The following is a 17,947-nucleotide window of genomic DNA, read 5'->3' as shown; positions in this document are numbered from 1 at the left end:
CATGGCGGATGCCGTGAGCTTCTCCTTCTCCGACACCATCGCGGGCTACGTCGTCCGCTTCGACTCCGGAACGCGCCTCCTGCGGCTGAAGACCTCCGACGGCCGCGAGTTCGACGTCTCGCTGGCCGGCGGCCCGAGCGCCGAGCTCGTCCGCAACCTGGAGGAGCCCTACATCGACGCCTCCGGGCACATCGACGAGATGCTCTCGCCCGGCCGGTTCCTCTTCGCCTACGGCATCCACTACCCGGAGCACGGCGGGCGCTTCGACGCCAAGCGCCTGGTGTTCCTGGGCCGGGGCGCCGAGGACTACCGCTTCGAGGAACCCAGCTGGTGGATCAAGCAGATCGAGTCGCTGGCCGACTTCTACAAGCGCGCCCAGTTCGGCGACGGGCCGGTGGACTTCACCGAGTACCGCACCGAGATCCGGCTCGGCGGCGACAAGACCGCCAGCCACGTCCAGGAGACCGACACGATCTCCCGCCTGGTCTACGGCATGGCCTCGGCCTACCTGCTGACCGGCAAGGACGAGTACCTGGAGGTCGCCGAGCGCGGCACCGAGTACCTGCGCAAGCACATGCGCGTCGTGGACAGCGAGGAGGACGTGGTCTTCTGGTACCACGGCATCAGCGTGGACGGGGACAGCGAGCGCAAGCTGTTCACCTCGGAGTTCTCCGACGACTACGACGCGATCCCGATGTACGAGCAGATCTACGCGCTGGCCGGCCCCATCCAGACGTACCGGGTCACCGGCGACGTCCGGATCAAGAACGACGCGGACGCCACCATCCGGCTGTTCGACAAGTTCTTCTTCGACCCGGAGCAGGGCGGCTACTACTCGCACATCGACCCGATCCTCTTCAGCGCCGACCACGAGTCCCTCGGCGAGAACGCCGAGCGCAAGAACTGGAACTCGGTCGGCGACCACGCGCCCGCGTACCTGATCAACCTGTACCTGGCGACCGGCGAGCAGAAGTACGCCGATTTCCTGGAGTACACCTTCGACACCATCGCGGACCGCTTCCCGGACTACAAGAACAGCCCCTTCGTCCAGGAGCGGTTCAACCGGGACTGGTCGCACGACAAGGCGCACAGCTGGCAGCAGGACCGGGCCGTGGTCGGCCACAACCTGAAGATCGCCTGGAACCTGATGCGGATGAACTCGCTGAAGGCCAAGCCGGCGTACGAGGAGCTCGCCAAGAAGATCGGCGAGATCATGCCGGCCGTCGGCAGCGACGTGCAGCGCGGCGGCTGGTACGACGTCGTCGAGCGGACCAAGTCCGGGGACCAGGAGGCGTATCGATTCGCCTGGCACGACCGCAAGGCGTGGTGGCAGCAGGAGCAGGCGATCCTCGCCTACCTCATCCTGAACGGCACCGTCGGCGGCGACGCGAACCTGCGCGAGGCACGGCAGGCGCAGTCCTTCTACAACACCTTCTTCCTCGACCACGACGAGGGAGCCGTCTACTTCAACGTGCTCGCCAGCGGCACGCCGTACCTGCTCGGCACCGAGCGGCTCAAGGGCAGCCACTCGATGTCCATGTACCACTCGGCGGAGCTGTGCTACCTCGCCGCCGTCTACAACAACCTCCTCATCAACGGCCGGGAGATGGACTTCCACTTCCAGCCCGACCCGACCGGCCTTCCCGACCGGATCCTGCGCGTCTCGCCCGACCTGCTCCCGGCGGGCTCCGTGCGGATCGCGTCCGTGGAGATCGACGAGAAGCCGTACGAGGAGTTCGACGCGGACGAACTGACCGTCCACCTCCCCGACGTCCAGGGGCGGGTCAAGGTCAAGGTCCGCCTCCGGCCCGTGGCCAAGTAGTTCCACGGGGGCTCACCGCGCGCTCAACGGGGGGCGCCCCAACCAGAGGGGAAAGCAAGCAATGAGTCTCAACGTCAAGGAACGCCGCAACAAGACGGGCACCGTGCTCGTCGCCACCGGGGAGATCAACAGCGAGACCTCCGGTTCGCTGCTCCAGTCGCTGCTGCCGCTGGTCCGCGAGGGCAGGCCGCTGCGGATCGACCTCACGGCGGTCACCTACGTCTCCAGCGCCGGCCTGCGCACCCTGCTCGTCGTCTACCGCGAGGCCCAGCACGCCGGCGTCGCCGTCACCCTGTACGGGGTGAGCGAGGAAGTCCGGTTCGTCATGTCGGCCACCGGCTTCCTCGACTTCTTCGAGACCGGCGAGGCGGCCGCCGCGGAAGCCAAGGCCAAGGCCAAGGCGGCGCGATGAGCGAGACCCGGTCCGAGCAGGTCCTGCGCGTCGACGCGTACCCGACCCACGAAGTGGGCGGGTACCGCGTCCGCGCCGGCAAACCGTTCCCCTTCGGGGCCAACGTGGTCCCCGGCGGGGTCAGCTTCTCCGTCTTCTCCGACCAGGCCACCTCCATGACCCTGGTCATCTACAAGCGCGGAGAACCCGAGCCGATGGCCGAGCTGGAATTCCCCGAGGAGTTCCGCACCGGCAGCGTCTTCGCCATGACGGTCTTCGGCCTCGACCACGAGAACATCGAGTACGGGTACCGGGCCGACGGCCCCTACGACCCGGTCACCGGCCACCGCTTCGACGCCCGCCAGGTCCTCTCCGACCCCTACGCCCGGCTGATCGCCGGCCGTGACGTGTGGGGCGTGGAGCCGGACCGCAGCCGCGGCTACCAGTACCGCTCCCGCGTCTGCCTCCAGGACTTCGACTGGGGCGACGACACGCCGCTGGGCATCCCCGCCGAGGACCTCGTCGTGTACGAGACCCACGTGCGCGGCTTCACCCGGCACCCCAACTCGCAGGTCACCGCGCCCGGCACCTTCGCCGGGCTGCGCGAGAAGATCCCGTACCTCAAGGAACTCGGCGTGAACTGCATCGAGCTCCTGCCCGTGTTCGAGTTCGACGAGAGCGACAACCCGCGCAGCAACCCCGAGACGGGCGAGCGGCTCTTCGACTACTGGGGCTACAACACCGTCTCGTTCTTCGCGCCGAAGGCCGGCTACGCCGCCACCGGACGCTACGGGATGCAGGGCGACGAGTTCCGCACCCTCATCAAGGACCTGCACGCCGCCGGCATCGAGGTCATCCTCGACGTCGTCTTCAACCACACCGCCGAGGGCAACGAGCAGGGCCCCACGATCTCCTTCAAGGGCCTCGACAACGCCACGTACTACATGCTCACGCCCGAGGGGTACTACTTCAACTTCAGCGGCACCGGCAACACCGTCAACTGCAACCACCCCGTCGTGCGCAACTACGTGCTCGACTGCCTGCGCCACTGGGTCGCCGACTACCACATCGACGGCTTCCGCTTCGACCTCGCGGCCATCCTCGGCCGGGACCTGGACGGCACCCCGCTGCCCAACCCGCCGCTGCTGGAGATGCTCGCCTACGACCCGGTCCTGCGGCACACCAAGCTCATCGCCGAGGCATGGGACGCCGGCGGCCTCTACGAGGTCGGGAACTTCCCGGCGTACGGCCGCTGGGCCGAGTGGAACGGGAAGTACCGCGACACCGTGCGCCGCTTCCTGAAGGGCGACCCCGGAGTCACGGGGGAGCTCGCCACCCGGATCGCCGGCTCGCCCGACCTCTACTCCGGCCGCGGAACCGCCGCCTCGGTCAACTTCCTGACCGCGCACGACGGTTTCACCCTCGCCGACCTGGTCTCCTACGACGACAAGCACAACGAGGCCAACGGCGAGGGCAACAACGACGGCGCCAACGACAACAACAGCTGGAACTGCGGGGCCGAAGGGCCGACCGACGACCCGGAGATCAACGCGCTGCGCACCCGGCAGATGAAGAACGCCCTCGCCATCCTGTTCACCAGCCAGGGCATCCCGATGCTGCTGGCCGGGGACGAGGTCGCGCGGACCCAGGGCGGCAACAACAACACCTACTGCCAGGACAACGAACTGTCCTGGTTCGACTGGGACCAGGTCGACGACAACGCCGAACTGCTCCGGTTCACCCGGCAGATGATCGCCTTCCGCAAGCACCACCGGGAACTGCGGGCCACCTCCCACCCCACCGGCCGGATCCGGGAGAACCTGGGTCTGCCCGACATCAGCTGGCACGGGGAGCGGGCCTGGCAGCCCGACTGGTCGGCGGAGAGCCGGCTGCTGGCGGTGGCCCGCTGCGGCACCGGCGACGACGACGTGGTGTACGTGGCGATGAACTCGCACTGGGAGTCCCACGACCTGGAACTGCCCGCCCTGCCCGGCGGACGCAGCTGGCACCTCTTCGCCGACACCGGGGCGGAGGCGCCGCACGACATCCGCACCCCGGGCACCGAGCAGGAACTCGACAACGCCGGGAAGTACCTGATCGGCCCGCGCTCGGTCGTGATCCTGGTCGGCCGCACGAACGATCCCGAAGAGCAGAAGGAGACGTGAGATGCCCCTTTCCGTATCCCTGAGCATCGACGGCGACACCACCGTGATCGAACTGGCGGGCGAGCTGGACGCCAAGACCGCGCCGGACTTCCACCAGACGATCGAGAAGGCCGCCGGGCACGGCACCAGCACCGTGGAGATCCGGATGGCCGGCGTCGGCTACATGGCGAGCGCCGGACTGCGCTCGCTGGTCTTCGCCCAGCAGAAGGTCGCCGACCACGTCACCATCAAGGTGGTGGGTGCCATCGAGCCCGTGTCCCGGACCATCCGGACGGCCGGCCTCGACCGGAGCATCGTCCTCGCCGACGAGTGACCACCGTGACCGACATGGTCGAACTGGCGAGGGAGCCCGCCGCACTGGAGGTGCCCGCGACGGTGGGGGCACTGGGCGAGATCGCCTCCTTCGTCCTGCGGCTGGCCGGACGGGCGGGCCTGGACGAGCGCGCCTCCTACCGGATCCGGCTGGCCGTGGACGAACTCGCCACGAACATCGTGATGCACGGGTACCGGGGCGGCGACGGACGGATCACCGTCCGCGGCCGTTCCGGCCCGGGCGAGGTGTGCATCGTCATCGAGGACGGCGCACCCGCCTTCGACCCCGTCGAAGGCCGCCTCCCGCCCGCCCCCGGCGTCCGCCCCGAGGAACGGCGGATCGGCGGCCTCGGCATCCACCTGGCGCTGACCAGCGTGGACGGGTTCGGCTACCGGCGCACGGACGGCCGCAACATCAGCACGCTGACCGTGAGAGCCGAGGGGACGGACCCATGCCCTCCACGACCGTGATCATCCTCGACGCGTACCCGCCCCCGCCGCCCGAACTGCGGGGCGCGCTGCGGACGATGGACGCGCACCTCGTCACCCGCTCCCTCACGGAGCTCCGCGAAGGCCCGCAGGCACAGCTGCCCGTCGCGGACGTACTGCTCGCCCCGGCCGAGGCCGACGGGGAGTCCGTACGGATGGCCGTGCGCCGGCTGCGCCGCTGGGCCGGGGAACCCATCGTGGTCGTCTGGACCGTGTCGGAGTTCGCCGCGCTCGAGGAACACGTACGGCTCGGGCACGACTACCTCGTCCCGCCCTTCCTGCCCGCCCTCGTCGGAGCCCGCCTGCACAGCTGCTCGGAGCGCGCCGGACTCGGCCGCACCCTGCGCGAAGCCGACGCCCGCGCCGAACTCATGGGCTACGAGAAGGAACTGGAGATCGGCCGGGAGATCCAGGCCGGCTTCCTGCCCGAACGGCTGCCCGTCCCGGACGGCTGGGAGATCGACGTACGGTTCCGGCCGGCCCGCCAGGTCGCCGGGGACTTCTACGACGTCTTCGAGATATCCCGCGGCCGCCGGCTCGCCTTCGTCGTGGCCGACGTCTGCGACAAGGGGGTCGGCGCCGCACTCTTCATGGCCCTCATCCGCTCCCTGCTGCGGCACACCGCCGAGAACAGCGGACTCCAGCACCTGGTCGCCGCCGGACGCACCGGAGGCAGCCGCCGCATCCCGGTGGTCGGCGCCACCCCGCTGCTCAACGCGGTCACCGCCACCAACGGCTACCTCACCCGCAACCACCTGCGGCAGGGCTACTTCGCCACCCTCTTCTTCGGGGTGCTGGACCCGCTCACCGGCAGCCTCGTCTACATCAACGGCGGTCACAACCCGCCCCTGATGCTGCCCGCCGACGGCAGCCCGCCCGTCGCACTGGAGATCACCGGACCGGCCGTCGGGGTCCTGCCCGACTGCGTCTACACCCTCGGCTACGCCCAGCTGAACCCGGGCGACACCCTCTTCGTCTTCACCGACGGAGTCCCCGAGGCCCGCTGCCCCCAGGGCAGCTTCCTCGGCGACGAACGCATGCTGGAACTGCTCGCCGGCCCTCCGGCCAGCGGCAGGGAGGTCGTCGACCGGATGGACTGGGCGGTGCGCGAGCACACCGGCACCGCCGAACAGCACGACGACGTCACCATGCTGGCCCTGCACCGGCCCGATCCCCGTGCGGCGCGGGGGCCGCACGGGGACGGCTCCGGCTACCGGGTGGTGGCCTGATGACCCGGACCATCGTGGTGCACTCGCACCGAGGTGGCACGGGAAAGTCCTCGGTACTCGCGAACCTCGCGCTGCTGCTGGCGGCCGGGGGGCGCCGGGTCGGGGTGGTGGACACCGACATCCAGTCACCCACCCTCGACCTGCTCTTCCGGCTCGGGCCGGGCTTCTCCCTGGCCGACTACCTGCTGGGCCGCTGCGAGATCGAAGCCGCGGCCCAGCAGGTGGGCACCGACCGCGGCCCGGACGGGGCGGGCGGGCTGTACGTCGTACCGGCCCGGACCGGAACGGCGGCCCTGCGCGAGATCATGGCCAGCGGGTACGACGTGGGACTGCTCCCGGAGGGCTTCGACCGGCTGGCCCGGCACCTCGCCCTCGACGTGCTGCTCCTCGACACCCACGCCGGGCTCAACAACGAGTCGGTGACGGCCATGGCCAGCGCCGACGTACTGATGATCATGGCGCGGGCGGACCGGATCGACGTCTCCGGCGTCGAGGAGACCATCGCCCTCGCCGGGCGCCTGCCCTGCCGGCGGACCCTGGTGCTGAGCATGGCCCCCGCCGGCCTCGACCGGGAAGGGGCCCACCGGCGGGCGCAGGAGGTCTATGGGGCGCCGCTGGCCGGAATCATTCCGTACTCGCCGGAAATGGCGGCGCTGTACGGGGAGCGCATATTCGCAGAAGCCCATCCCGACCACCCCCTGGTCGGTGAATTCCGCACCATCATCTCGGCGTTGGACGCACGTGACGAAGTATCGCGGGCCTGACGTCGTCCCCTTACGCCCCTTGCGATGGGCGTGTTGAATCGGCAGCGAATCCAGAACAAGGAGAGAATCATGAAGATTCTCGTCGTCATGACGGCCAAGGCCACCCTCCACCTGCTGGACGGCGAACAGCACCCCTCGGGATTCTGGGCCGAGGAATTCGTCGTCCCCTATCAGCTGTTCAAGGCCGCCGGGCACGCCGTGGACGTCGCGACCATCGGCGGTCAGGCGCCCACGGTCGACCGGACGAGCATCGACCCCCAGTTCCTCCAGTGGGTCCGCCCCCAGGGTTCGCCCGACGAGGACGCGGCCAACGCCGCCGAGTACGTCCGGGTCATCGAGAACACCCCGGGGCTGAAGGCCCCGATCGCCCTGGAGTCGCTCACCGAGAAGGACATCGCCGACTACGACGGCGTGTACGTCAGCGGCGGCCACGGCGCCATCGGTGACCTGCCCAAGTCCGACGAACTCGCCCAGATCCTGCGCTGGGTCATCGCCCAGGACAAGCCGCTCGCCACCGTCTGCCACGGCCACACCTCGCTGCTCGCCCTGCGTGACGGCGAAGGCCGCTGGCCCTTCGAGGGCTACCGGATGACGGCCTTCTCGCACAGCGAGGAACTGGTCACCAACATGGCCGGCCGGCTCCCGCTGATCCTGGAGGTCGAGCTCACCCGGCTCGGCGCCCGCTACGAGAAGGCCGAGGCGATCTGGGACTCGCACGTGGTCGTGGACCGGAAGCTGACGACAGGCCAGAACCCGTACTCCTCCAAGGCCCTCGCCGAGACGTTCCTGACACAGCTCGCGAAGGGCTGACCGCAGCCCCCGCACCCGAATCCGGAAGGCAGCCATGACACAGCGCGCGCTCAGCGACCAGCCCCTGGCCAACCCCGGGAAGTTGTTCATCGGCGGCAAATGGGTCCCGGCCCGGGACGGCCGCACCGAACCGGACATCAGCCCCGTCGACGGCCAGGAGATCGTGCCGGTGGCCCAGGCCACCGCCGCCGACGCGGACGCGGCCGTGGCCGCCGCCCGCACGGCGTACGAGGAAGGTCCGTGGAGCAGACTGTCGGCCCAGGAGCGCGCGCTGAGGCTGAACCGGGTCGGCGAGCTCATCGAGCGCGACCTGGAGGAGATCGCCCTCCTGGAGACCGTGGACATGGGCAAGCCGTTCGCCTTCTCCAGCACGGTCGACGCCCCCATGGCGGCCCAGCTCATGCACTACTACGCCGGCGCCGTGACCCGCGTCGACGGCTCCTCGCGGGCTCCGGCCGGCGGGCAGCTCGCCTACACCCTGCGCGAACCGCTCGGCGTGGTCTGCGCGATCACCCCGTTCAACTTCCCGCTGCTGCTGTCGATGACGAAGATCGCGCCGGCCCTCGCGGCGGGCAACACGGTCGTCCACAAGCCCTCCCCGGCCACCCCGCTCACCGCCCTGAAGATCGCGGAGCTGTTCCAGGAGGCGGAAATACCCGACGGCGTGCTGAACGTCATCACCGGTCCCGGCGTGGAACTGGGGGAGACCCTCACCGACCACCCGGACATCGACAAGATCGCGTTCACCGGCTCCACCGCCGTCGGCCAGTCCATCATCCGCAAGGCCGCCGGCACCCTGAAGAAGGTCACGATGGAACTCGGCGGGAAGTCCGCCAACATCGTCTTCGCCGACGCCGACCTCGACGCCGCCGAGGAACTCGCCTTCTTCGGCATCTACTACAACAAGGGCGAGATCTGCACCGCCGGCTCCCGCCTGCTGCTCCAGCGGCCCGTCCACGACGAACTCGTCGAACGCCTCGTCCGCCGGGCCGCCGCACTCAAGCCCGGCGACCCGCGCGACCCGGCCACCCTGTTCGGGCCCCTGGCCCACCGCGGCCAGTTCGACAAGGTCAGCTCCTACATCGAGGTGGGCGAGAAGGAAGGCGCGGTCCTGCGCACCGGCGGCGCCGGCTGGACCCCGGAGGGCGCCTCCAGCCAGGGCCTGTACTTCCTGCCCACCGTCTTCACCGGGGTCGACAACGGCATGCGGATCGCGCAGGAGGAGATCTTCGGCCCGGTCCTGTCGATCATCCCCTTCGACACCGAGGAGGACGCCGTGCGCATCGCCAACGACAGCGCGTACGGCCTCGCCGCCGGGGTCCACACCAAGGACCTGCGGCGGGCCCACCGGGTCGCCTCGCAGATCAAGGCCGGCACGGTCTGGGTGAATTGCTACAACCAGTACGACCCCTCCGTGCCCTACGGCGGCTACAAGGCCTCCGGCTACGGCCGCGAATGCGGCCCGGAGTCCCTGGAGAGCTACACCCAGACCAAGTCGGTCTGGATCGGCATGGACTGAGACCGGCGTCGACCCGGTCACCCCGGTCCCCCCGGTCACCCGGTCACCCCTTCCCGAGGAGCGTCATGCGGACAGGCATCATCGGCACCGGCCGGATCGGCTCCACCCTCGCCCGGATCCTCGTGGCGGCGGGCCACGAGATCGTGGTCGCCAACGCCCGCGGCCCCCGGAGCCTCACCCCGCTGCTCGCGGAACTGGGACCGCAGGCCTCGGCGGCGCACCCCGCCGAGGCGGCCGCCCGGGCCGACCTCCTGGTGCTGATGGTGCCCTTCGACGGCGTACGCGGACTCCTGCCCCCGCACACCGTCCAGGACAAGGTGCTCGTGGACGCCACCAACGCGTTCGGCGGCCCCGGCGCCCCGGCCGATCTCGGCGGCCGCGGCTCCAGCGACCTCGTCGCCGAGTGGTATCCCGGCGCCCAGGTCGTGAAATCCCTCAACACCATGCATTTCGAAACACTCGCCGTCGCCGGCACCGCACCCGGAGAGCGCCTGGCGCATTTCACCGCGGGCGACGACGCGAAAGCCAAGGAAATAGTCGCGGGAATCATCTCGGACCTGGGATTCGCACCCGTCGACACCGGCCCGCTGCACTCCGGAGGAATTCTCCAGCAGCCCGGCGGGCCCCTCTTCAACCGGCCGCTCACGGAAGCGCAGGCGCTGGAATGGACATCACACTGAATGTGAACGGCAGACCCGAGCAGTTCCCGGCGCAGCCGAACGAACTCCTCGTGGAACGCCTCCGCGAAGGCCTCGGCCTCACCGGGACCAAGGTCGGCTGCGACACCGGCCAGTGCGGCTCCTGCGTGGTCCGGCTCGACGGCAAGTCCGTCAAGAGCTGCCTGATCCTCACCGCCGCGGCCGCCGGATCCGAGGTCACCACCATCGAGGGCGTCACCACCCCCGGCGGCGAACTCACCGGCCTCCAGGAGGCGCTGCGCCAGGAACACGGCACCCAGTGCGGCTTCTGCACCCCCGGCATGGTCATGGCACTCGGCGAGCTCGTCGACTCCACCGCCGGCGGCGAGGCCCCCACCGAGCCCGAGATCCGCGAATGGCTCACCGGCAACCTCTGCCGGTGCACCGGCTACCACAGCGTCGTCCGCGGCGTGCAGCGCGCCTGCGCCGCCGAACAGCACGCGGGGACCGTCGCCGCCGCAGCCGGCCAGGAGGTGTGAGGACATGACCGCAGAGACGGGGGAGCGGACTCAGGAGTCCGTCTCCACGGACAGACACGAGGTCCCGGCGGACCCGGGACACACCGTGCTCGGCAAGCCCATGGACATCCGGGAGGATCCGCAGCTGCTGCGCGGCGAAGCGAAGTACGTGGCCGACATCGACCTTCCCGGCACCGCCCACATGGCGATCCTGGGCAGCCCGGTCGCCCACGCGAAGATCCTGTCCGTCGAGACCAAGGCGGCCGAGCAGATGCCCGGCGTCCTCAAGGTGGCCACGGCCGCGGACTTCACCGACGTGATGCCGCTGCCCTGCATCTGGATACCCGGCGGCGTCGAGAGCCACTTCCCGCCCCATCCCTACGGACTTCCGGGCGCCCGCCCGGTGCTCACCGGCGACGCCGTGCGCCACGTCGGCGACCCCATCGCGGTCGTCGTCGCCGAGACCCCGCGCCAGGCCGCCGCCGCACTCGCCGCCATCTCCGTCGAGTACGAGCCGCTGCCCGTGGTCACCCGCGCCGACGAGGCCCTCGCCGACGGCGCGCCCCAGCTCCACGAGGCCGTCCCGGGCAACCTGAACGCGTACTGGACCTGCGGCGACAAGGACCGCACCGACGCGGCCATCGCCGAGGCCGAGGTCACCGTCGAACTCGACCTGGTGAACCAGCGGACCATCAACAGCCCCATCGAGCCCCGCGGCGCGGTCGGCGACTACGACGCGGCCACCGGCGAGTACACGCTGTACGCCTCCACCCAGGGCCCGCACAACCACCGCTTCCTGCTCTCCGCCCTGGTCCTCGGCATCCCCTTCAACAAACTCCGGGTGATCGCCCCGACCGTCGGCGGCAGCTTCGGCACCAAGGGCTACCTCTATCCCGACATGGCACTGGTCCTGCTGCTCTCCAAGGCACTCGGCCGGCCCGTGAAATGGGTCGACACCCGCACCGGCCTGATGAACTCCACCGTCCAGGGCCGCGACCACCGCCAGCACGCCGTCCTCGCCGGGACCCGCGACGGCCGCATCACCGCCGTCCGCGCCACCAGCCACGCCAACCTCGGCGCGTACCCCTCCACCATCGGCCCCGGCGTCGCCACCGCCCTGATGGGACGCTCCATCAGCGGCATGTACGAGATCCCCGCCGCCTTCTGCGAGGTCTACGCCGCCTTCACCAACACCGTCTCCCTCGGCGCCCAGCGCGGCAGCGGGCGCGCCGAGGCCGCCTTCCTCATGGAACGGCTCGTCGACCGGTACGCCTCCGAGATCGGCATGGACCCGGCAGAGGTCCGCCGCAGGAACCTGGTCCCGAAGGAGAAGTTCCCGTACGACAACGGCCTCGGCTGGACCTACGACTCCGGGGACTACCGGCCGAACTTCGACAGGGCCATCGAGCTGTCCGGCTACGCCGACATGCCCGCCCGCAAGGCCGAGGCCCGCACCCGCGGCAAACGCCTCGGCGTCGGCATCGCCACCTACGTCGCCATCTGCGGGGTAGGCCCCTCCACCCGGATGTCCCAGGAGGGCATGCTCGGCGGCACCTGGGAGAGCGCCAACATCCGCGTCCACCCGACCGGCGAGGTCACCGTCACCGTCGGCTCGGCCTCCACCGGCCAGAGCCACGGCACCGTCTTCGCCCAGGTCGCCGCCGACGAACTCGGCATCGACCCTTCGAACGTCCAGGTCCTCGAAGGGGACACGCAGAAGGCCCCGTACGGGCAGGGCACCTACGGCTCCCGCTCCTACAGCATGGCCGCGCCCGCCGTCGCCCTCACCGCCCGCAAGATCAAGGCCAAACTGGTCCGGGCCGCGGCCGTCTTCCTCGGCATCCCCGAGGACAAGGTCGTCTACGAGGGCGGCGGGGTCCACGAAGAGGGCAACGCGGAGAACGCCAAGACCTTCGCCGAGCTCGCGATGGCCATGTGGTACGGCTGGGGGCTGCCCCCCGACATCGAACCCGCCCTCGACGAGACCACCCACTTCGACCCGCCGGACTTCAACTACCCCTTCGGCACCCACGTCGCGGTCGTCGAGATCGACGAACTCACCGGCGAGACCGAAGTGGTGGCCTACACCGCGGTCGACGACGCCGGCCACATCGGCAACCCGAAGATCGTGCACGGCCAGATCGAGGGCAGCATCGTGCACGGCCTCGGCCAGGCCCTCATGGAGGCCGCCGAGTACGCCGAGGACGGGCAGCTGATCAGCTCCGACCTGAACCACTACGCCCTGCCGCGCGCCGCCGACGCGCCGTTCTTCGCGATCGACAAGACCGTCACGCCCACCCCGCACAACCCGCTCGGCGCCAAGGGCGCCGGCGAGATCGCCACCGTGCCGCCCGCCGCGGCCGTCGTCAACGCCGTCGTCGACGCCCTCGGCGACCTGGGCGTCCTGCACATCGACATGCCGCTCACCCCCGAGAAGGTCTGGCGCGCCCTGAGAGGAGAAGCACGGTGATCCTCACCGCGTTCGACTACGTCCGGCCCGCCGGCCTCGACGAGGCGCTGACCCTGCTCTCCGGGACCCGCGGCGCCCGGGTCCTCGCCGGCGGCCAGAGCCTCCTGCCCGACCTGCGCACCGGCGCCGAGCGGGCCCGGCTGCTGGTCGACGTACGGCATCTGGAGGAGCTGCGCGGCATCGGGAGCGGCCCCGGCGGCCGGCGGCTGCGGATCGGCGCCCTCACCACGCTCGCCGAACTCTCCGCGCACCCCCTGGTGCTCGCCCAGGCGCCCGAACTGGCCGCCGCGGCCCGCGCCAACGGCGACCCGCAGGTCCGCAACCTCGGCACCGTCGGCGGCAACCTCGCCGCCGGCGGGCGGGCCACCGACCTCCCCGTCGCCGCCATCGCCGCCGACGCGGCCGTCGAACTCGCCGGCCGCGGCGGCCGCAGGACGGTGACCGCCGAGGAGTTCGCGGCCACCGGAGCGCCCGCGGCCACCGTCGTCACGGCACTGCTGGTGCCCGCCGCCGGACCGGCCGGCGCCTTCGAGAAGACCGCCGACCGGGCCACCCGCTACCCGATCGCCGCCACCGCCGTACGGATCACCCCCGACGGGCCGCGCATCGCGGTCACCGGGGCCACCCCGCGGGCGCTGCGGCTGCGGCGGGTCGAGGACCGGCTGCGCGGCGGCCCGTACACCACGGACGCGGTGCTCGCGGCCTTCCGTGCCGAGCCCCGGGAGCTCTTCGTCCCCGGACGCGGCACCTCGGCCGAATACCTCGGCCATCTCGCGGGGGTCCTGACGGCCCGCGCCTTGCAGAGGGCGGAACGGGCCTTCGCCTGACCGCCCGTCACGGGGGAGTTGAAGCAGTGGAACCGTACCGGACGACCACGGGGACAGCCGTGCAGCCGGCCGCGCACGCGGCCGGAGCGCCGCCCGGAGGCACGGGCTTCTGGGTGGTGGGAGCGGTCCTCGTCCTGCTGATGCTCTCCTCCTCCGTGCCCTCCGCCCTCTACGTGCTCTACCAGCAGAAATGGGGGCTGTCCTCCGGCACGATCACGGTGGTCTTCGCCCTGTACGCCGTCACCGTGCTCGCCGGACTCCTGCTGTTCGGGTCCCTGTCCGACACCCTCGGCCGGCGGCCCGTGCTCGGCGCCGGCCTGGTCCTGGCGATCGTCTCGATGGGACTGTTCGCCGGGGCCCAGGGGCTCGGGCTGCTGCTCGCCGCCCGCGCCGTGCAGGGGCTCGCCGTGGGCCTCGCCACCGGGGCCATGGGCGCCGCCCTCCTCGAACTCAGCCCGCGCACCCGCCCCGCGCTCGGAGCCCAGGTCAACAGTGCCGGTCCGACCGTGGGCATCGGGCTCGGCGGGCTCGGGGCCGGACTGCTCGTCCAGTACGCGCCCGCGCCGACCGTCCTGAGCTACCTGCTGCTCGTGGGGGCCTTCGCCGTCACCCTGGTGGGCGTGGTCCGGATGCGTGAGAGCGCTCCCGGGGCGGGCGGGCGCCTGCGGATCGTCCCGCACCGGATCTCGGTGCCGCCCGGAGCCCGCCGCCGGTTCGGCATCCTCGTCCTGACCATCGTCGCGGTGTGGTCCGTCGGCGGCTTCTACCTCTCGCTCGGCCCGCACCTGGCCCTCTCCCTGCTCCGCTCCACCAACTACCTCGTCGGCGGCGCCACCGTCGCCCTGCTCGCGGGCGCCGCCACCGTCGCCCAGCTGGTGCTCGGCCGCACCGAGGCGCTGCGCACCGCCGTCCTCGGACTGCTCGGGCTGCTCGCCGGGCTGGCCCTCGTCCTGCTGGCCCTGGGCATCGGCTCGGCCACCGTGTTCCTGGTGGCCACCGCGGTGCTCGGCAGCGGGTGGGGAGCCGCCTTCCTCGGGTCCTTCCGGGCGCTGTCCGCGCTCGCCGACCCGGCGCACCGCGGCGAACTGACCGCCGCCGTGTACGTGTTCGCGTACCTGGCCATGAGCGTGCCGGCGGTGCTCGCCGGGATGCTCACCAACATCCACGGGCTGCACCGCACCTCCGTCGGCTTCATGGCCGCCGTCGCCGCGGTGTGCGCGCTCGCTCTGGCGGCCACCCTGCGGCTGGCCGCCCGCGCCAGGTCCGAGGGGGGCACCGCATGAGCGGCGCGGGCATCGAGGGGGCGGGTCTGAGGTCGGCCCTGCACGGACTGGAGATCTTCGCCGGACTCACCGGGGAACAGCTGGACTGGCTGGTCTCGGTCTCCGAGCCGCGGGTCCTCGCCGACGGGGAGGTGCTGTTCCGGGACGGCGAGGAGGCGGACCGCTTCCACGTCCTGCTCTCGGGCGGGCTCGTCGTCACCAAGGTCGTCGACGGCCGCGAGGAGGTCCTGACCCGGCACTCCACCGAGGAGGAGAGCGCCGCGGCCGAGGACCACGACGGCAAGCCCTCCGCCGCACACCGGTTCACCGGGGAGCTGCCCCTGCTGACCGAGGGCTCCTACGTGGCCACCGCGGCCGCGAGCGGTCCGTCGACCACCGTCGTGGCGTACACGAGGCCGGTCTTCTTCGAGATGCTGTCCCGCTGCCACGGGGTGGCCGCCGTCCTGCTGCCCGTGCTGGCCTGGCGGATCAAGTCCTCCGAGGTCCAGGCCCGCAAGCGGGCCACCGTGGAGGCCTTGGGGACCCTGGCCGCCGGTCTCGCGCACGAACTGAACAACCCGGCGGCCGCCGTGGCCCGCGCCGCCCAGGAACTGGCCCCGGCCCTGGACCGGCTCACCGGCACCGCCCACGCCTGGGGCGCCGCCGCCACGGGCGCGGAGCGCACCGTACTCGACCGGCTCACCGGGGAACTCGACGAGCTGCCGCCGCCGGTGACCACCGACCCGCTCGCACAGGCGGACGCCGAAGAGGAGATCGCCGACTGGGCGGAGGAGGCCGGCACCGAACGGCCCGGTCTGCTCGGCTCGGGGATCTCGGACCTCGGGCTCGAACTCGGCTGGCTCCTCGAGCGGCTCGAGGGGATCGGCGAGCAGGCGCTGGCCCCGGCCCTGGACCACCTGGCGGCGCTGCTGGAGATCCGCTCCCTCGCCGCGGAGCTGCGGGCCGCCGGCCCCAGGATCTCCCAGCTCGTCTCCGCCACCCGGGATTACGCCAATCTCGACCGGGCCCCCGAGCAGCAGTTCAAGGTGACCGACGGACTGGAGAACACCCTGGTCGTCCTGCGTGCCAAGCTCGCGGGGATCACCATCGTGCGCGCGTACGAACCGGACCTGCCCGAACTGACGGGCTATCCGAGCGAGTTGAACCAGGTGTGGACCAACCTGGTCGCCAATGCCGCCGAGGCCATGGAAGGCGCCGGAGTCCTCACCCTGCGGGCCCGGGCCGAGGGCGTCTGCATGGTCGTGGAGATCGCCGACACCGGCAGCGGCATCCCCGAGGAATCCCTGCCGAGGATCTTCGAGCCCTTCTACACCACCAAGGACGTGGGCAAGGGCACGGGCCTGGGGCTGCACCTCAGCTACCGGATCGTGACCCAGCGCCACCACGGCTCCCTCACGGCCCGCTCCCGCCCCGGCGAGACCCGGATGGTCGTCCGGCTGCCCTTCGCCGGCAGCACCCGGGCGTGCGCCCCGCCTGCGGGGGCGCCCGCCGACGGCCCCGCCGGCGCACCACCTGCCTCCACCCGCTGAAGGACAGTTCCACCACCCGTTGAAGGAATGGAGTCGACATGGCCAAGTACGACATCTCCAAGCTGCACCCGGTGTTCGTCCGCCAGATGGAGGCCCTCGCCGCCCTCGACATCGAGGCGGTGATGAAGAACTACACCGACGACGCCGTGCTGCTCCGCTTCGAGGGGGTCTCGGCCGGCATCGAAGCGGTCCGCGAGACGTTCACCGGCTATCTGACCGTGAAGCCCACCCTCGTCGAACTCCAGGAGTACATCGAGACCGAAGACACCATCTTCTACCGGGCGATCATGAACCTGAACGGTGAACCGGAGCACGCGTTCGGGACGCTCGTGGTCCGCGATGGCCGGATCTGGCGGCAGACCGCCGGATTCGGCGGCTGAACTCCGAAATCTGGGTAGCGTGTGCGGGGAGGGCGGGGATGTGTGCGCCCTCCCCGCATCTGTCGGCAGCGTAGATATATGCACGGAGCGGAAATGGGGAGGTCATGGAACGCGAAACCGGGCGGGTCGAGGCTTTCAGCGACGGCGTATTCGCCATCATCATCACCATCCTGGTCCTGGAGTTGGAGGCTCCGGAGGAAAAGGGTTGGTCGGGCTTCTGGCACGGTGTCCGGGAACAGTGGCCGCATTACGCCGCCTATGTCGTGAGTTTCCTCATCATCGGCGTGATGTGGGTGAACCACCACACCATCTTCAGTCACCTCAAGCGGGTCGACAGGCCCCTGCTCTTCCTGAATCTCCTGGTGCTGATGGTGGTGTCGGTGATCCCGTACACCACCAACGTCCTCGCCGAACACCTCATGGACGACGGCGGGTCCGCCAGTGCCGCCGCGGTCCTCTACAGCGCCGTCACCGTGGCCTACGCCCTGGCGTTCCTGCTCTTCTGGTGGTACGTCACCCGCGTCGGCCACCTCTTCCACGACCACGTGGACAAGGACGGCGCCCGCGCCACACGGGTGCGGTTCGGCCTCGGCGCCATCGCCTACCCGCTCACCGTGGTCCTCGCCTTCTTCTCGGCTCCGCTCACGCTCGTCGCCCACTTCCTGATCGCGCTCTACTATGCGGCGAACCAGATCCCCATCCCGCTCGTGGTAGAGGAAGAGCGGCTCGAAACCACCGGAGACCTCAGGAAGTAGCCGCCGAGGCCTACGGCCGTTCTTCACGGTCAAGTAGGGTATTGGA

At 70.7% G+C, this 17,947-nt stretch carries 17 protein-coding genes; all 17 read left to right on the top strand.

Translation table 11 applies throughout. From position 1 onward, the window contains the following. Window position 1: 1 nt before the first annotated feature. The 17 genes from ACIGFK_RS25165 (at window position 2) to ACIGFK_RS25085 (ending at window position 17,901) form a co-directional block, all read left to right on the top strand. Window positions 2-1,822: an AGE family epimerase/isomerase gene (locus tag ACIGFK_RS25165; RefSeq protein ID WP_376657691.1), complete on the top strand. Its 1,821-nt coding sequence runs from the start codon at window positions 2-4 to the stop codon at window positions 1,820-1,822. Window positions 1,823-1,883: 61 nt separating this feature from the next. After that, on the top strand, window positions 1,884-2,234 hold the full coding sequence (locus ACIGFK_RS25160; RefSeq protein ID WP_376657692.1) for an STAS domain-containing protein: 351 nt from the start codon (window positions 1,884-1,886) through the stop codon (window positions 2,232-2,234). Next, window positions 2,231-4,378: a glycogen debranching protein GlgX gene (glgX, locus tag ACIGFK_RS25155; RefSeq protein WP_386471697.1), complete on the top strand. Its 2,148-nt coding sequence runs from the start codon at window positions 2,231-2,233 to the stop codon at window positions 4,376-4,378. The genes ACIGFK_RS25160 and glgX overlap by 4 nt, the downstream gene beginning before the upstream one ends. A gap of 1 nt (window position 4,379) precedes the next feature. Continuing rightward, a complete protein-coding gene (locus ACIGFK_RS25150) occupies window positions 4,380-4,691 on the top strand; it encodes an STAS domain-containing protein (protein WP_376657694.1) in 312 nt (103 codons plus the stop codon). Then, window positions 4,688-5,161, top strand: a complete 474-nt coding sequence (locus tag ACIGFK_RS25145; protein WP_376657695.1) for an ATP-binding protein — start codon at window positions 4,688-4,690, stop codon at window positions 5,159-5,161. The genes ACIGFK_RS25150 and ACIGFK_RS25145 overlap by 4 nt, the downstream gene beginning before the upstream one ends. Beyond that, window positions 5,143-6,408, top strand: a complete 1,266-nt coding sequence (locus tag ACIGFK_RS25140; protein ID WP_376657696.1) for a PP2C family protein-serine/threonine phosphatase — start codon at window positions 5,143-5,145, stop codon at window positions 6,406-6,408. Before ACIGFK_RS25145 ends, ACIGFK_RS25140 begins: the two co-directional genes overlap by 19 nt. Continuing rightward, window positions 6,408-7,172, top strand: a complete 765-nt coding sequence (locus tag ACIGFK_RS25135; protein ID WP_376657697.1) for a P-loop NTPase — start codon at window positions 6,408-6,410, stop codon at window positions 7,170-7,172. The genes ACIGFK_RS25140 and ACIGFK_RS25135 overlap by 1 nt, the downstream gene beginning before the upstream one ends. Before the next feature lie 69 nt (window positions 7,173-7,241). Further along, a complete protein-coding gene (locus ACIGFK_RS25130; protein WP_376657698.1) occupies window positions 7,242-7,982 on the top strand; it encodes a type 1 glutamine amidotransferase domain-containing protein in 741 nt (246 codons plus the stop codon). Window positions 7,983-8,016: 34 nt separating this feature from the next. After that, complete coding sequence (locus tag ACIGFK_RS25125; RefSeq protein WP_376657699.1) at window positions 8,017-9,501, top strand: aldehyde dehydrogenase family protein; 1,485 nt, start codon at window positions 8,017-8,019, stop codon at window positions 9,499-9,501. A 65-nt stretch (window positions 9,502-9,566) separates the two neighbouring features. Continuing rightward, complete coding sequence (locus ACIGFK_RS25120; RefSeq protein WP_400053675.1) at window positions 9,567-10,181, top strand: NADPH-dependent F420 reductase; 615 nt, start codon at window positions 9,567-9,569, stop codon at window positions 10,179-10,181. After that, complete coding sequence (locus ACIGFK_RS25115; protein WP_386471704.1) at window positions 10,166-10,678, top strand: (2Fe-2S)-binding protein; 513 nt, start codon at window positions 10,166-10,168, stop codon at window positions 10,676-10,678. Before ACIGFK_RS25120 ends, ACIGFK_RS25115 begins: the two co-directional genes overlap by 16 nt. 4 nt (window positions 10,679-10,682) lie before the next feature. Next, a complete protein-coding gene (locus ACIGFK_RS25110) occupies window positions 10,683-13,127 on the top strand; it encodes a xanthine dehydrogenase family protein molybdopterin-binding subunit (RefSeq protein ID WP_376657702.1) in 2,445 nt (814 codons plus the stop codon). Then, a complete protein-coding gene (locus ACIGFK_RS25105; RefSeq protein ID WP_386471707.1) occupies window positions 13,124-13,954 on the top strand; it encodes an FAD binding domain-containing protein in 831 nt (276 codons plus the stop codon). The genes ACIGFK_RS25110 and ACIGFK_RS25105 overlap by 4 nt, the downstream gene beginning before the upstream one ends. A gap of 26 nt (window positions 13,955-13,980) precedes the next feature. Then, window positions 13,981-15,237 (top strand): MFS transporter, encoded by a 1,257-nt coding sequence (locus tag ACIGFK_RS25100; protein WP_376657704.1) that lies wholly within the window; start codon window positions 13,981-13,983, stop codon window positions 15,235-15,237. Continuing rightward, a complete protein-coding gene (locus tag ACIGFK_RS25095) occupies window positions 15,234-16,766 on the top strand; it encodes an ATP-binding protein (protein WP_400053672.1) in 1,533 nt (510 codons plus the stop codon). The genes ACIGFK_RS25100 and ACIGFK_RS25095 overlap by 4 nt, the downstream gene beginning before the upstream one ends. 38 nt (window positions 16,767-16,804) lie before the next feature. Further along, on the top strand, window positions 16,805-17,146 hold the full coding sequence (locus ACIGFK_RS25090; protein WP_376657706.1) for a nuclear transport factor 2 family protein: 342 nt from the start codon (window positions 16,805-16,807) through the stop codon (window positions 17,144-17,146). A gap of 104 nt (window positions 17,147-17,250) precedes the next feature. Beyond that, a complete protein-coding gene (locus ACIGFK_RS25085; protein ID WP_376657707.1) occupies window positions 17,251-17,901 on the top strand; it encodes a TMEM175 family protein in 651 nt (216 codons plus the stop codon). Window positions 17,902-17,947: the final 46 nt, after the last annotated feature.

Origin of the sequence: Streptomyces sp. NPDC085524 (assembly GCF_044541755.1) — a bacterium.
Taxonomy (GTDB): domain Bacteria; phylum Actinomycetota; class Actinomycetes; order Streptomycetales; family Streptomycetaceae; genus Streptomyces.
Note: the sequence above shows the minus strand (reverse complement) of the source record. Positions and strands in the feature narration are given on the sequence as shown.

Coding starts and splice junctions, on each gene's coding strand:
- ACIGFK_RS25140 (WP_376657696.1), top strand. CDS start 5,143: ATGCCCTCCACGACCGTGATCATCCTCGACGCGTACCCGCCCCCGCCG.
- ACIGFK_RS25085 (WP_376657707.1), top strand. CDS start 17,251: ATGGAACGCGAAACCGGGCGGGTCGAGGCTTTCAGCGACGGCGTATTC.
- ACIGFK_RS25160 (WP_376657692.1), top strand. CDS start 1,884: ATGAGTCTCAACGTCAAGGAACGCCGCAACAAGACGGGCACCGTGCTC.
- ACIGFK_RS25090 (WP_376657706.1), top strand. CDS start 16,805: ATGGCCAAGTACGACATCTCCAAGCTGCACCCGGTGTTCGTCCGCCAG.
- ACIGFK_RS25130 (WP_376657698.1), top strand. CDS start 7,242: ATGAAGATTCTCGTCGTCATGACGGCCAAGGCCACCCTCCACCTGCTG.
- ACIGFK_RS25135 (WP_376657697.1), top strand. CDS start 6,408: ATGACCCGGACCATCGTGGTGCACTCGCACCGAGGTGGCACGGGAAAG.
- ACIGFK_RS25125 (WP_376657699.1), top strand. CDS start 8,017: ATGACACAGCGCGCGCTCAGCGACCAGCCCCTGGCCAACCCCGGGAAG.
- ACIGFK_RS25150 (WP_376657694.1), top strand. CDS start 4,380: ATGCCCCTTTCCGTATCCCTGAGCATCGACGGCGACACCACCGTGATC.
- glgX (WP_386471697.1), top strand. CDS start 2,231: ATGAGCGAGACCCGGTCCGAGCAGGTCCTGCGCGTCGACGCGTACCCG.
- ACIGFK_RS25110 (WP_376657702.1), top strand. CDS start 10,683: ATGACCGCAGAGACGGGGGAGCGGACTCAGGAGTCCGTCTCCACGGAC.
- ACIGFK_RS25095 (WP_400053672.1), top strand. CDS start 15,234: ATGAGCGGCGCGGGCATCGAGGGGGCGGGTCTGAGGTCGGCCCTGCAC.
- ACIGFK_RS25115 (WP_386471704.1), top strand. CDS start 10,166: ATGGACATCACACTGAATGTGAACGGCAGACCCGAGCAGTTCCCGGCG.
- ACIGFK_RS25120 (WP_400053675.1), top strand. CDS start 9,567: ATGCGGACAGGCATCATCGGCACCGGCCGGATCGGCTCCACCCTCGCC.
- ACIGFK_RS25165 (WP_376657691.1), top strand. CDS start 2: ATGGCGGATGCCGTGAGCTTCTCCTTCTCCGACACCATCGCGGGCTAC.